The sequence below is a fragment of the Lysinibacillus sp. RC46 genome, from assembly GCF_041262385.1.
Classification (GTDB): Bacteria; Bacillota; Bacilli; order Bacillales_A; family Planococcaceae; genus Lysinibacillus.
The window spans coordinates 48,453-63,193 of record NZ_JBGCCF010000013.1; the positions used below are offsets into that span (position 1 = coordinate 48,453).

The following is a 14,741-nucleotide window of genomic DNA, read 5'->3' on the forward strand; positions in this document are numbered from 1 at the left end:
TACCTCTTTTAAAGGAAGTCCCGTGAGGCTTCAAAAGAGAATGGACAAGAATTGTGTAATCCATTCCCTCAAATAGGCTAAAAGAGATTTTAAAAAACTGGAGGATTGTAAGAATGGATTATCGTAAGAAAACAGTGGTAGCGTCAGTAGCTGGTTTAACGTTGGAAGGGATGGACATTATGTTTATTTCCTTTGCGATGACAATGATTATTTCGGAATTTAACATTGATTTTGCAACGGGTGGACTGATTTCTTCCGTAACGAATATTGGCATGCTGTTAGGCGGCATTATTTTTGGAGTTTTAGCTGATAAGTATGGGCGAGTAAAAGTGTTTACTTATACCGTCTTGTTGTTTGCGCTTGGTACAGCTTTAACTGGATTAGCAACAAATATTGAACAAATTTATATGTATAGATTTATTGCTGGTCTTGGTGCAGGGGGTGAATACGGCATTGGTATAGCGCTTGTTGCCGAGGCTTGGCCGAAGAATAAGCAAGGAAGAGCTTCTTCATATGTTAGTGTAGGCGCTCAATACGGAGTTATTTTAGCAGCGTTACTAAGTGCCGTTATACTTCCGACTTTAGGATGGAGAGCTTTATTCTTTGTTGGTGTGTTACCTGTCATCTTCGCATTCATTGTGCGAAAAAATCTTGAGGAATCACCAGAGTGGGTAGCTGCTCAGAGAAATAAAAAAATCGATAAGCAACATGAAAAAGGTAAGTTGGTGCAGCTATTTGAAACGCCTCGAACTTCGATGACGACAATCTCATTAATCGTTATGGCAACTGTTCAAATTGCTGGTTACAATGGCTTAATGATTTGGTTGCCATCTATGTTGCAAAAATCTCAAGGTCTATCCGTTTCAAGCTCGGCACTTTGGACAATTAGTACAGCAGTTGGCATGATTATCGGGATGCTAACATTCGGACGATTTATGGACCGATTTGGAGCAAAGCGTGCTTTTGGTTTCTTTTTACTTGCTTCAGCATGTGCTGTGTTTTTATACTCCTATGCCACAGGAAGTGTCGCAATTTTAATCGGTGGTGCAATTGTTGGCTTTTTCTCAAACGGCATGTTCGCAGGGTATGGAGCTTTAATTAGTAGCTTCTATCCGGTGCAAATTCGAAGTACAGCAACAAACACGATTTTTAACTTCGGTAGAGCAATTGGAGGATTTTCACCGATCTTTGTCGGCTATATTCTTCAAAGTTATGATATGACGGTCGTAATGATCTATTTAGCAGCCTTATATTGCATTTCCTTTATCGTGATGCTAACTCTTAAAAAAGGGGCAAGAGAGGCTTTACAATCGGTTGAAATTTAATAATTAAAATTGAAAGAACGAATTCCAATTTTAAAAAAGGGATTCGTTCTTTTTGAATTATTATTATAATAAACCTTTTGAACGTTTTTCAGCCATTTCTACGAGGCGTTTTGTTATTTCTCCTCCGACTGAACCGTTTGCACGAGAAGAGGCTTCTGGCCCTAATTGTACATTAAATTCTTGTGCGATTTCATATTTCAATTGATTAACGGCTTCATGTACACCGGGAACTAGAAGCTTATTTGAACTACGATTAGCCATTTATCTCACCTCCTTGTGATTAGAATGGTCGAGAGTTAGCTAATCATACATGTTAAAAAATAAAATGCACATTCTAAATACTATAGTAAAGTAACTTTTGGAAAGCTAACTAAAATTGTGAATGTCTCTGCTATAATAAAGTAATGCTTCAATTTGGATAGGATTATTAGAAGCGCTTTTACAGTTAAAATGGAGGTTTTTTAAAAATGACGAACAATGATATTTTAATCCGTTTAAGATATGCATTAGATATCAAAAATACAGATATGGTTAAAATTTTTCAGCTAGGTGGCATGGACTATACGAAGGAAGAAGTATTGAACATGCTTATTAAAGTTTATGATGAGGAAGAAGCACCAGAAGAATACATTAAATGTAATAATAAAATGGTAGAGGCTTTTTTAAATGGATTTATTACATTTAAACGAGGTCCGCAAAAGTCTAAGTCTGGTCAACCAGAAGGCCCACTACCTGTTTCAGGAAAAGAAAGCCCTAATAATATGCTATTAAAGAAAGTGAAGATTGCGTTAGCCTTAACGAGTGAGGAGATGCTCGATATTTTATATGATGGGGGCGTTAGCGTTTCAAAAGGTGAATTAGGTGCCATTTTAAGAAATCCAAGTCATCGTAACTATAAAGAATGTGGCGATCGCTTTGTGAGAAATTTCTTAAGAGGGCTTACAGATAAATATAGAGATTAAAAACGTCTCCTGTGAATTGTCAAGTGTAAAATTTGATAAAGAATCAATGAATTAATGATTAAAAAAGCAACCGCAATTTTGCAGTTGCTTTTTTTGTGAAAGGTTTTACATAAAATCTCTATTACGATAAAAATATTCTGCAAAAAGCACGTTTTTCTTAGTTGAATGTAGTTGACAGTTTGTGACGAAATTGTGTACACTGAAATTGACATAAAGTTGTCACAAAGAGGAAAAATAAATGTTCACGAACAGAGGGGTGCTTTTATGTTTGGTTTAAACATTTTATTAGTTGCTTTCGCATGTGTTACGATCCCACTTGTTGTTGCTTCAGTGATGTTAGACATTTTTTATGCAGAAAAGAAACAAGTTCGTTTTTCATTACGCCGTACATCTATGTGGTATTCCTGTATGTTTGCTTTATCATTTATACCGTCAGTCTTATACATGACACTAAAATAGATATATCTTTAATTTGAATAATCATTTAGGGGTAATTGATTATTTAAAATTATAGTAGCAGCTACAATATTGCGTTGTAGCTGTTTTTAATTTCTCTGAAGAGAATTGCGGATGAGCCGAGAAAATTATGTAATATTGTTCATTTTATTGTAATAGTAAAATAGTAAATATTATGTGGTTTTTCAACTGGTAACATTGACTACTTTTACCCATTGTGTTAATTTGAGGAGGAAAAAGATGGGCAAATCTACTGAAAGGTAGAGACGCAAAGCTACAGATCTAAGGTAATAAATACTAGGATGGCTGAGCTGCAAAGGAGTACTAGTTAAGTACATATATTGCTAGTCATATTCTTTGATGCCTGTTTCTTTTGAAATAGGTTCTTTTTTTTGCCAAAAATACGATAAAGGAGGAAGTAATAATCATGAAGTTGTTTAAAAATGTTTCATTAAAAAACAAACTTTTACTAACGGTTTCTATTATTGTTTTGCTTCTAATTGCTATTATTACTACGCAAAGTATTAGAGAATTAAACAATCGAATGTCTGTTGATTTAGAACAAGAGTTGAAAAGTGTTGGTTTATTGACAGCTATGAATCTTGATAGTAATGAGGTTAAAGATTTATTGACTGAAAAGGGAGAGACTAATGCTGAATTTAAGAAAATTCAAAAGCAACTCGATAAGATCCAAGAAGAACAAGGTATTATGAGTTGGAGCTATATTTGGGATGTGAAGGACGCAGGTGGCGTTAACCCGATCGGCTATACATCTAATTTGAATGATGTCTATGAAGCGGGTGAAATCTTTACTGATTTAGCAGATGAACATGTAAAAACAGCTAAATTGGCAATTAAAAATAATAGCACTGCTGTAACTGATATTTTCGAAGATCCTTATGGTTCATGGCGAACTGTGTTTACCCCTATTAAAGATGACAATGGCAAGCTTATTGCGTTATTAGGTATCGATTATTCCGCGGACTACATAAATACCATCATTAAAACAAGTGTCATAAAACAAATTGTTATAGCTGTTATTGGAATTTTACTTCTATTAGTTTTACTCTACATAATTATTGATCGTCTATTAAAACCACTTAAGAAAGTAGTGAACGCTGCAAATCAAGTAGCGAATGGGGAATTAGTAAATGTAGATTTAGAAATAACGAAGGACGAAATCGGAAATTTATCTAAATCTATTAATACGATGGTTTCGAATTTACAACATATCATTTTAAATATTAGAAATACATCTGACAACGTTTCTTCTGCTGCTAATCAGCTAACTGTTAATGCAGCGGAAACATATAACAGCTCAACAACTATTGCTCAAGACATGGGACAAATCACGCAAAACGCTGAGGCTTCAATGGTAATGACTGAGGAAACAGCTGCTGCTATGGAAGAAACAGCGACAGGCATCCAGCAAATTGCTGACTCTGCTAATACGGCCGCTGAATCATCTATTTCTGCTTCGCAAGCTTCAGAACGTGGAAATCATGTTGTTCAGCAAGTCATTGCACAAATGGAGTTGATTAATGATTCTGTTGAACAAATCGGTACAACAATAAACGGATTACATATCAATACGAAAAAAATTAGCGATATCGTAAATCTTATTACAGCCATAGCAGATCAAACAAATCTACTAGCATTGAATGCGGCAATCGAAGCTGCTAGAGCTGGAGAGCATGGGAAAGGCTTCGCGGTTGTCGCTGATGAGGTTAGACGATTAGCGGAACAATCATCTCAATCTGCAACGGAAATATACAATTTAATTAGTACTATTCAAGCTGATTCTAACGCCTCTATCACGGTTATGGAAAAAGGGAAAGAAGATGTAAAGGCTGGTATGGAGTTTACAAACGAAGTAGGAGAAATCTTTAAAGAAATTCTCACTTCATCAGAAGAAGTTGCAAGTCAGATACGTGAAATTTCAGCTGCATCTCAACAAATTTCAGCTTCTTCGGAGGAAGTAGCAGCATCTGTTAATAATATTAAGCAATCTGCGGGGCAGTCATCTGAATTCTCAGCGAATGTGTCAAATGCAACACAAGAGCAATTGACGACCATGCAAGAGGTGAAAGAGGCATCTTCTTCATTAGGAAAAACAGCAGAAGAATTACAGGTACTTGTAGCAAAATTCAAATTGGAGAACGGTCAATAATGGAAATTAATTTTAAAGGAAAAAATGTACTAATTACGGGTTCAAGTAAAGGAATCGGCAAAGCCATTGCTTTAGGCTTTGCCGAGCAAGGAGCCAATGTATGTATCAATTATATTGGTGATGATAACGAGGCAGAAGAGGTTCGTGCACAAGCAGAAAAGTTTGGTGTACAGGCTATAAAATTTAATGCAGATGTATCGAATTCACAGCAAGTTCAAGCTATGTATCAATCTATGGACAAACAGTTAGGCGCTATTGATATTCTTGTCAATAACGCTGGATTTGCACAGGCTTCAAGCATAACGGATTTAACAGATGAGCAATGGGATAAAATGATTAAAGTTCATTTATACGGTTGCTTCTACAATTGCCGAGAAGCAGCAAAAAGAATGAAAGAACGAAACAAAGGAAAAATTATTAATATTTCTTCTGATATTGGTAGTTTAGGTTGTGAGGAATTTACGCATTATTCTGCTGCAAAGGGTGGCATTAATGCATTTACGAAGGCTTTGGCACGAGAGTTAGCACCTTCAATACTAGTCAATGCAGTAGCTCCTAGTGGTACATTTACAGACATCCTAAAGGAATTCGGAGAGAATTATGTAGAGGAAGAGTCTGCTAAATATCCGTTAAAACGATTAGCTCAACCAGAGGAAATCGCAAAGACTGTGTTATTTTTAGCTTCAGAAAATGCGAATTTCTATACAGGTCAAGTGTTAACGCCTAATGGCGGAGTCGTTATGAACGGTTAATGTGAAAAACTAAGGAGCAATACAATGTTAAATATAATCATCTTTAGCTTATACTTAATTTTTATTTATTACATTGGATATAAAGGATACAAACGAGTTAATACTGCAGAGGATTTAATTGTTGCTGGGTGGAGCATGCCTTTATCTGTTGTTACAGGAAGTCTAGTGGCGGCCTTATTAGCAGCCCCATTCTTCTTTGCAGCAGTAGGCTCTGGCTACACAAGTGGCGGCTTTGAAGGTTCAGCGACAATGGGCGGTTTAGGGACTTGTATGATTCTTGGAGCACTCATTTGGACGAAGCCTTTACGTAGATTAAAAGGCTGGACATTAGCAGACTACTATGGAATAAGATATGGTAGCAAAAAGCTAGGTGCTTATACAGGCGTCGTCATGGCGATTGCCTTCGGTGTCTTTAATGCAGCGGCGTTAACAGTTGGAGGCACGTATATCATTCAGCAGCTGTTGCAAATTGATTTCGTTCCAGCAGCATTACTCTTTGTATCATTAACAGCCCTATATTCTGTTATTGGTGGCTTATGGGCTGTAGCCTATACGGAAATTGTTCAGGGAGCACTTGCAGTAGCGGGGATAGTAGGGATCACAATTTTTATCTTATTCTATTACCCTGATGTAACATTTAACCCGGAGTGGTGGAATATTAGTGAACTCTTCAATAAGGCTGGAGCAGAGTTTTGGACGCTATATCTTGTGTTAGCACTTGGTGATATTCCGGCAGTGGACTTAGGACAAAGGGTAGCCGCGGCTAAAAGTCCAAAAGTAGCACAGCGCAGTATGATTATAGCTGGAACTATTATTATCGCGATCAGCTGGATTCCAGGTATGTTAGGAGAAGCGTTCAAAACGATTTATCCTGGTAGTACAAATCCAGAGACATTGATGCTTGCCTTTGCTCAAGGATATTTCCCACCGTTATTAGCAGCCATCTTTTTAACAGCAATGGCAGCGATGGGGATGTCTACTGTAGCCGCGTGTTATGTTGCGACTTCAGGAATTATCACCAAAAACATTTATTTAGACTTTATTAATCGTAACCCAGATCCTAAAAAACTATTAAGATTTTCAAGACTGATTATTATTTTAAGCGCTTTGCTAGGTTTATTTCTAGCGGTCAGCTTCCAGAAAGTAATTGATTTAGCATATTTGGCATGGGATATTATATTCGTGACAATTTTCTGGCCAATCGTTTTAGGGCCGTTTTGGAAGCGAGTAAGTACACCTGCAGTTTGGGCTAGTATAACTGTCGGGTTAGTTTATTACACTATTACATCTTTAACACATGTGCCTAGTCTTACAATCCAATCAAAAGGATTTTTAGGTTTGTTAAATGAACTGTGGCAAGCACCTGTTTTCTCAGGCGTTGTGATTACAGGTATTACAATTGTTATTGTAAGTTTGATTATTCCACCTTCGCAACATGTTCTCGAGATGCATAAAATTGAAAAAGATAAGACTTTAGACAATGTAGGCAGTAAAGAGGAATTAAAGGAACATTCAAATTAATAATTATTTATAAATAAAAATAGAAACATTTACAATATACAATATAAACATATGTTCTAAAAAGAAAAGAGCACTTCATTCCTCCCACCTTTGGAGAAGTGGGCTTCCTGAAGCTCACTTCTGTGATATTGCTTCACAAACTAATCTACTTGCATTAAATGCTGCGATTGAAGCAGCTAGAGCTGGTGAATCTGGAAAGGGCTTTGCCGTAGTAGCTGAAGAAGTTAGAAAACTCGCGGAGCAATCAGAAAAATCGGCGAATAGTATATCAAATTTGATTTCCAAAATAAATGAGGATACGAGCTAAACTGTGCAAACGATGAATGTTGTAACAGGAAATGTAGAAGATGGTTTACAAGCTGTTGAAGAAGCTGGAAAATCATTTGAAAGTATTCTCCAATCTATTCAGGGTGTAGTATCTCATACCAAACAAGTTTCTGTAACCTCAGAAGAAATGTCCGCATTTTCTGAGGAGATTACAGCAGGCGTTATGGAAACAACGATGCTAGCTAATAAGGCTGCAAAGGCAACAGAAAGTGTTGTAGAGCGTACGATGGAGCAAGAAAGCTACAATCAAGATATTCTCCATTCTATTTTAAAACTGAACAAAATGGCAGAAGAACTGGAAAAATCCGTTTCAAAGTTTGATGTAGACGCTAAAAACACAGATATTTCCCACAGAAATTAAGAATGAAAAGATAATCGTTAGAATAAAATTTCTATTAACATGGATGAAATAAACCTATCGATTATCTTTTTGAGGGTGGGATATGGATGAAAACCTTTTTTCTTGTAATTCTAGGAATGATCTATTTATTAATAGCAAAGTTAGTCGAAGCGGCTATCTTTAGTAACGTCTATTTTTTAATTGGTTTAGGGCTATTAATAGCAGGAATTATTCGTTATGTAAAAGAACAATATATCTATAACGATAGATTAAATGAAATGAAAGAGGCAAGTGAGGAGGAGCTTATGGCTATCCCTCATACGCATTGCATCATCTCAAATGATTGTTTAAATGCTTTATTACTAAATGAACCTACAAATACACTTTTTCTCGTAAGTAGAGAGGATTTAGAAGAAGATTTGATTAAAAAAGAAATCTCATTCAATAAAATATATGAAGTTGCTATAGTAGAGGACGAAATGTTTATTGCTAGGACTAGCAATAGTTTAATAAGTGGTTCATTACTTGGTGAAGATCTGGATATAGAAGAAGAGGAATCTGATGAAGAGGACCATGAGGATAACACTGTGACTCAATTGACGTTGAAGATTGTAGCTGATAACTTATCTGATCCTATTCTAGAATATGTTTTTCTAGATAACGGTGAGCCTATTTCAAGAGAAGAGGATGAGTATCAAGAAGCGTTAGAGTTATGTGAGGAATGGTTTCAGAAGATCAGTGTTATTATCAAACGTTATGAGCTTGAAAGGGTACCAATTAGACAGTGGCAATAAACTAATATGTAGTAAAGAAAGCTATCTCGAACGTAATGTCGAGATAGCTTTTTAGCTTTTAGGATAATCTAGAGTAATGATCAGGTATCATCTTAAAGTGATCGGGTGAGCGTGAGAAGTGATCAGGTATCGTCTCGAAGTGCTCGGGTGAGCGAAAGAAGTAATCTGGTATCACTCCGAACTGCTCTGGTGAGCCAGAGCAGTGGTCAGGTAACACTCCAAAGTGCTCGGGTGAGCCAAAGAAGTAATCAGGTACCGCTCCAAAGTACTCGGGGTACCAAAGAAATCTCCGTTAGAGACCCAACACGCCACGTTCTCCAAATTAAGAATCCGAACCGAACTTTAAATTTTAAACTGCTGTAATTGGATATTTAGCTCTTCAGCCATACCAGCGAGTTGATTTGCACTCCTTGAAATTTCCTCCATAGTAGCGGCAGTTTCCTCTACAGTTGCTGTTGTTTGTTCTACACCAGCCGCAGACTCTTGAGAAATAGAAGCCATTTCATCAACAGAGACGTTGATAGACTCGGAATTTTGAGCGACTTTATTTAAATTACCTGAGATGGTATTTATGTTAAGAATCATTTCTTCAACGGCTTTCGAAATTTGGTCAAATGTTTCATTTGTTTGATTTAGTTGGGCGTTTCCTCTTTTTACTTCTTCATAGCCGGATTGCAGAGCGGTTGTTACATTGCCAGTTTCTCCTTGAATACGGTTGACGATTGTTGAAATATCAGTGACAGAGAATTGTACTTGTTCTGCTAGCTTCCGAACTTCATCGGCTACAACTGCAAAACCTTTACCATGCTCTCCTGCACGAGCTGCTTCGATGGCAGCGTTTAAGGCAAGTAAATTTGTTTGATTTGAAATATCATCGATGACAGAAACAAGCTTGGAAATTTCAGCAGACTGCACATTTAAGCCTTCAACTTTTTTCACTGAATTTAACACAATCTCATTAATAGCTGCCATTTGTTGTGTTGATTGTATCATTAAGTCTTTACCAGTTGTTGTTAGTTCTTGTACATGACTTGAATGTTCTTTTAATTTAACGCCTTCCTGTGTTGTTTCATGAATGCTACGCTGGAAAGAAGACATTGTTTCGGCTAAATCACCTGCTGTAGATGCTTGTGATTCTGTGCCAGAGGCTAACTCCTGCATAGTCACGGTAATTTGTTCTGTACCTGATTGCACTTCATTCGAAGATTGGGCCAGCTCTTCGCTACTAGCTGCTACTGTTTCGGAAACAATATAGATTGAGCTAATCGTTTGTTTTAATTTTTCATTCATTTCATTGGCGGAAATCATTAATTGACCAATCTCATCACGATGAGTTATTGGAAGTAGTTCATGTTGCAAATGGCCATCCGCTAATTCGCTCATGCGCTTTGAGACAATCGTAATAGGCTTAGAAATATCTCTAGCAGTGACAATAGCGATTAGGACACCTGCGATTATCAATACTATGCTAACAATCAGTCCGACTGTTTTATTGCTTAAACTGGTAGAGACTACGTCATCTCCTACCTTAGTAATGGCATCGGAGCGTTTATCGGCCAATTCTTCATAACCAACACGAACTTCGGTTACGAGATTATTGATAGCTGTTAAATTTTTTAATGCTAATTCTCTATCCCCTTTTTTATAAACATCGAATACTTCGGTATTTACGCGATTGCTCCATGTACGTGCCATTTCTACTAGTGCCGCACGCTCAGGCGTATTTTCGTATTTTTCAACTATACTATTACTTTCCTCAGCAATTTGACGATATTCATTAAAAGTTTCTATGTATTTTTCATCACCTGATACAACATAACTTAAAGCTGCAGAGAGACGAACACTCATAGACATTGCTAGATTCTTACTTGCAGTTAAGACTTGTAAATCTTCTTTCACTAAACCTTCTGCTTGTTTTTCCATCTTATTATTAGAAATGTAGCTATAGGTTGTATAACAAACAACTAGTACTAATAAAAGAATAAATGCACTTAATATTCGAGCTTTAAGTGTTTTAAACTGAAAAATACCTTTCATCTTTTCCCACCCTTTGCTAAATGGTCTCTAAAATATAATTGTTATAGTACAAATATTATTTTATAACTAAATCTTTACATAAATAAGCCCTTTTAATGGAAAAATGAAAAATAGTTTTTTAGTACAATAATATTTTGGTGTTAATGGGGTAGGTAGTTAAAAATATATTGTCTAATATGCAATTGTGAAGTTTTTTTAATATTTTTATGTATTTTTTCCTACTTGAGAAAAAGCACTTGCTGCACAAGTGCACCAAGCGCTCTAAATATTTGGTGTTTGAACACCCACTGAAAAGAAAACACATCTTCACCTCGCCATTTTTCAGCCGAGTCGTAATTGATTATTGTTGTTTTGCTTTTTTAGCTAGTCGTTCCCATTGTAGTAGTGATGGATATGGATCAAATGCCCATTCTGTACGTCCATTGAACTTATAAATGCCATAGTGAAGATGAGGCGGGAATTTTCCGGACGTTCCTTCTTTACCGTAGCCAGAACTACCAACATAACCGAGAACAGTTCCAGGCTCGACAAAGTCGCCTACTTTAATCTTCTTATTATAACTACCGAGATGGGCATAATAATGATATGAGTTATGATTATCACGAATTCCTATGCGCCAACCACCAAATTGGTTCCACCCTTTTATTTCCACTACTCCATAAGAGGTAGAAAGTACGGGAGTACCATAGCTAGCGAAAATATCTGTTCCTTCATGAATACGGCGTCCACCCCAGCCCCTATTGTCTCCCCATGTACTCCGATAACTGTAATCGTAATTAGTAGGAATTGGGAATGTGTGGGCATCGAGCTCAGTTGTTTTGAAATGACTATACATTTTGGAAATGGCGAAGATTTGATTTACGGCTTGTTCACTTCCGTAATATTCCCATAAAGCTAATTTAAAGTCCTCATCAGTTGTTCCGAATTTACTTAAAAATGTAGCCATGGAGAAAATTATATCGGCATCATCCTTTGGGCTGGCAACTCCGTCACTATTGCCATCTAGGCCCATCCCGCCAAAGTAACTAATTGTTTCTGGACGAGTATCATCTCGTACAGGATTTAAAGCACCTGACCAATATTCATCAGAAAATTGAATGGCAATGATACCATCCCGTTTCGGAATATCTTTGCGAACGGATTGTAAATTTCGTTCATATTGGTCAATGGCTGCTAAGAAATGCCATGGGATAAGTAATTCATCAAATTGTACGTAATAGGCCATACGTTGTTGCACAATTTCTTCTTGGGTGGGTTCTTCTTTTGCTAAAGCAACAGAGGGGAGAGTAAAACTCCATAATAACATCCATGATAAAAGGAATATAAAATGGCGATTCAATAGTGGACCTCCTTTCTAACGTTAGAATAACCGAATTTTTTATCTTCATTCAGCACTTTTTGTGGGAAAATGAAGCGGTAGAAATGAGCAATTTTTTGTGATAAAAACGGGCACATAGCGTAGGTTGATTTCCGTTCCGACTGGGCGCTTTGTTGCTACCGCTTCGCTTTCGCACAGATAAAACATTTGTTGCTGCCGCTTCGCTTTCGCACAGATAAAACATTTGTAGCTGACGCTTTGCTTTCGCTACAGGGCAGAGCTTCCTGGGGGCGTCCGATGAGCCGCTTGGGGCAACGCGATGTTGGTCACGAAGGCGTTATCACAGGACGTGATGGTTTTAGCCTTCGTTCCCCTATGCGCTCGCTCCAGGGTCTCATCTGTGACGCTAATCCCCAAGGAGTCGCCCAGTCTCCACTTCAATCAACTTATTCTCAAGTAGTATCTTTTAACAAATGTCATCCTAACTTTGGTGATGAAACAATAAAACGTCAGGTGAAACGAGTAAGTTTAAAACATTCTTTTTGTTTGACTTTGAATTCCTTTATTCTGTAGGAAAAAAATTATAGGCAATAAGAAGAAACTTCAACAAAGAAAAAGTATTGGGTATCATAATGCCATTTCCTTCATACTATGTTATAAATCAAGCCCTGAATGGAGGGAAGGCTATCAACATTTTAGATAAAGTGAAAAGCTATCGCGAAGAAGAAAATCGGCTAAAGTGGGAAGGTACATTTGCAGATTACTTAAACATCATCAAGGAAAGACCTGAAGTTGCTCAAACAGCCCATTCACGCGTCTACAATATGGTGAAAAATGCTGGTGTAGAGGAACGCGATGGGCAAAAAATGTATGAATTTTTTGGGCAAGAAATTTTTGGGCTTGAAACAGCCATTGAAAGACTGGTGGAGGAATATTTCCATCCAGCAGCGCGAAGATTGGATGTTAGAAAACGTATTTTGTTATTAATGGGACCAGTAAGTGGTGGTAAATCAACGATAGTGACCTTGTTGAAACGTGGACTCGAACAATTTTCGAGAACAGATGAGGGTGCAGTTTTCGCAATTAAGGGATGTCCAATGCATGAGGATCCTCTACATTTAATTCCACATCATTTGCGTAATGAATTTTTTGAGGAGTATGGTATACGAATTGAAGGAAGCTTATCGCCTTTAAATACGATGCGTCTTGAAAAGGAGTACGATGGACGTATTGAAAATGTAATGATTGAACGTATTACTTTTTCTGAAGACAAACGTGTGGGCATAGGAACATTTACGCCATCAGATCCAAAATCACAGGATATTGCAGATTTAACAGGTAGTATTGATTTCTCAACAATCGGAGAATTTGGTTCAGAATCTGACCCCCGTGCTTATCGCTTTGACGGGGAGTTAAATAAGGCAAACAGAGGTATGATGGAGTTCCAAGAAATGTTAAAGCTCGATGAAAAATTCTTGTGGAATTTATTATCTTTAACACAGGAAGGTAATTTTAAAGCAGGTCGATTTGCATTAATTAGTGCAGATGAATTAATTGTTGCGCATACGAACGAAACAGAGTATCGTTCATTTATTTCAAATAAAAAGAATGAGGCGTTACATTCACGTATTATTGTCATGCCGATTCCGTATAACTTAAAAGTTAGTCAGGAAGAATTGATTTACGAAAAAATGATTAAAGAAAGCGATATGTCACATGTTCATATTGCGCCGCATGCATTGAAGGCCGCAGCAATCTTTTCGGTTCTAACAAGACTAGAAGTACCGAAAAAACAAGGTGTGGATCTTATAAAAAAAATGCGACTGTACGACGGAGAAAATGTGGAGGGATTTAATTCCGTTGACTTAGAGGAGCTTAAAAAAGAGTTTCCGAACGAAGGCATGAACGGTATAGATCCACGATATATTATTAATCGTATTTCTTCTGCAATTATTCGAAAAGAGATACCATCTATTAATGCGTTAGATGTTCTGCGTGCACTAAAGGATGGGCTTGACCAGCATGCTTCCATTTCTCAGGAAGATCGAGAAAAATATATGAACTATATTGCAGTTGCTCGAAGAGAGTATGATGAAATTGCCAAAAATGAAGTGCAAAAAGCATTTGTTTATTCGTATGAAGAGTCTGCAAAAACATTGATGAATAATTACCTCGATAATGTAGAGGCGTTTTGTAATAAAAATAAAATTTTCGATCCATTGACTGGTGAGGAAATGAATCCTGATGAAAAATTAATGCGCTCTATTGAAGAACAAATAGGTATTTCGGAAAATGCGAAAAAGGCATTCCGTGAGGAGATATTAATTCGTATTTCTGCTTATGCTCGAAAAGGTAAGCGTTTTGACTATAATTCTCATGAAAGATTACGAGAAGCAATACAGAAGAAACTATTTGCGGATCTTAAGGATGTCGTGAAAATTACAACATCTTCAAAAATGCCGGATGAATCACAGCTGAAGAAGATTAATGAGGTTGTAGCAAGACTTGTTGATGAGCATGGCTATAATACAACGTCTGCTAATGAATTATTGCAGTATGTAGGTAGTCTGTTAAATCGTTAGTGGCTTTAACCTATTCAGTGGAAACTATAAGACTATTGATAGGAATGAATAGGAGTGTCCCATTTTAGGGCACTCCTTTTATCTTCATATAAGTTCAAGAAAGCGAATGACTAGCATAGTATAGAAAAAGCGAATTTGATAGATGGGTGAGGATAAA

Annotated in this window: 13 protein-coding genes, 1 pseudogene and 1 riboswitch; of the genes and pseudogenes, 11 read left to right on the top strand and 3 right to left on the bottom strand. The window is 37.0% G+C overall.

Going from position 1 to position 14,741, the window contains the following annotated elements; all coding sequences use genetic code 11:
* Positions 1 to 113: 113 nt before the first annotated feature.
* Positions 114 to 1,325: an MFS transporter gene (locus ABH966_RS13520; protein WP_370079223.1), complete on the top strand. Its 1,212-nt coding sequence runs from the start codon at positions 114 to 116 to the stop codon at positions 1,323 to 1,325.
* Between the two features lie 63 nt (positions 1,326 to 1,388).
* Here ABH966_RS13520 and ABH966_RS13525 read toward each other — a convergent pair whose 3' ends face one another.
* Positions 1,389 to 1,586, bottom strand: coding sequence for an alpha/beta-type small acid-soluble spore protein (locus ABH966_RS13525; protein WP_053483023.1), 198 nt, complete (start codon positions 1,584 to 1,586; stop codon positions 1,389 to 1,391).
* A 206-nt stretch (positions 1,587 to 1,792) separates the two neighbouring features.
* Between ABH966_RS13525 and ABH966_RS13530 the strand changes: the two genes are divergently transcribed.
* The 8 genes and pseudogenes from ABH966_RS13530 (at position 1,793) to ABH966_RS13565 (ending at position 8,647) form a co-directional block, all read left to right on the top strand.
* A complete protein-coding gene (locus tag ABH966_RS13530; RefSeq protein WP_370079226.1) occupies positions 1,793 to 2,287 on the top strand; it encodes a YehS family protein in 495 nt (164 codons plus the stop codon).
* Positions 2,288 to 2,551: 264 nt separating this feature from the next.
* Positions 2,552 to 2,746 carry a hypothetical protein gene (locus tag ABH966_RS13535; RefSeq protein ID WP_142510112.1) on the top strand — a complete coding sequence of 65 codons (195 nt, stop codon included), beginning with the start codon at positions 2,552 to 2,554 and terminating at the stop codon, positions 2,744 to 2,746.
* 230 nt (positions 2,747 to 2,976) lie between these two features.
* Positions 2,977 to 3,062, top strand: a riboswitch (cyclic di-GMP riboswitch).
* 108 nt (positions 3,063 to 3,170) lie between these two features.
* Positions 3,171 to 4,913: a methyl-accepting chemotaxis protein gene (locus ABH966_RS13540; RefSeq protein ID WP_370079228.1), complete on the top strand. Its 1,743-nt coding sequence runs from the start codon at positions 3,171 to 3,173 to the stop codon at positions 4,911 to 4,913.
* A complete protein-coding gene (locus ABH966_RS13545) occupies positions 4,913 to 5,665 on the top strand; it encodes an SDR family NAD(P)-dependent oxidoreductase (RefSeq protein ID WP_370079230.1) in 753 nt (250 codons plus the stop codon). The genes ABH966_RS13540 and ABH966_RS13545 overlap by 1 nt, the downstream gene beginning before the upstream one ends.
* A 24-nt stretch (positions 5,666 to 5,689) precedes the next feature.
* Positions 5,690 to 7,186 carry a sodium:solute symporter family protein gene (locus ABH966_RS13550; protein WP_370079232.1) on the top strand — a complete coding sequence of 499 codons (1,497 nt, stop codon included), beginning with the start codon at positions 5,690 to 5,692 and terminating at the stop codon, positions 7,184 to 7,186.
* A 124-nt stretch (positions 7,187 to 7,310) separates the two neighbouring features.
* Positions 7,311 to 7,476 (top strand): annotated as a pseudogene (locus tag ABH966_RS13555) (methyl-accepting chemotaxis protein); the annotation flags it as partial.
* A 20-nt stretch (positions 7,477 to 7,496) separates the two neighbouring features.
* Entirely contained in the window at positions 7,497 to 7,874 is a 378-nt protein-coding gene (locus ABH966_RS13560) for a hypothetical protein (protein WP_370079234.1), read from the top strand.
* An 86-nt stretch (positions 7,875 to 7,960) separates the two neighbouring features.
* Complete coding sequence (locus ABH966_RS13565; RefSeq protein WP_370079236.1) at positions 7,961 to 8,647, top strand: hypothetical protein; 687 nt, start codon at positions 7,961 to 7,963, stop codon at positions 8,645 to 8,647.
* A gap of 342 nt (positions 8,648 to 8,989) precedes the next feature.
* On the opposite strand, the gene ABH966_RS13570 is transcribed toward ABH966_RS13565, so the two are convergent.
* A complete protein-coding gene (locus ABH966_RS13570) occupies positions 8,990 to 10,684 on the bottom strand; it encodes a methyl-accepting chemotaxis protein (protein WP_370079238.1) in 1,695 nt (564 codons plus the stop codon).
* A 340-nt stretch (positions 10,685 to 11,024) separates the two neighbouring features.
* Positions 11,025 to 12,023, bottom strand: coding sequence for a M23 family metallopeptidase (locus tag ABH966_RS13575; protein ID WP_370079240.1), 999 nt, complete (start codon positions 12,021 to 12,023; stop codon positions 11,025 to 11,027).
* Between the two features lie 276 nt (positions 12,024 to 12,299).
* Between ABH966_RS13575 and ABH966_RS13580 the strand changes: the two genes are divergently transcribed.
* Together ABH966_RS13580 and ABH966_RS13585 are read left to right on the top strand one after the other, a co-directional pair.
* On the top strand, positions 12,300 to 12,575 hold the full coding sequence (locus tag ABH966_RS13580; protein WP_370079242.1) for a hypothetical protein: 276 nt from the start codon (positions 12,300 to 12,302) through the stop codon (positions 12,573 to 12,575).
* Positions 12,576 to 12,688: 113 nt separating this feature from the next.
* Complete coding sequence (locus ABH966_RS13585) at positions 12,689 to 14,584, top strand: PrkA family serine protein kinase (protein WP_370079369.1); 1,896 nt, start codon at positions 12,689 to 12,691, stop codon at positions 14,582 to 14,584.
* Positions 14,585 to 14,741 lie beyond the last annotated feature (157 nt).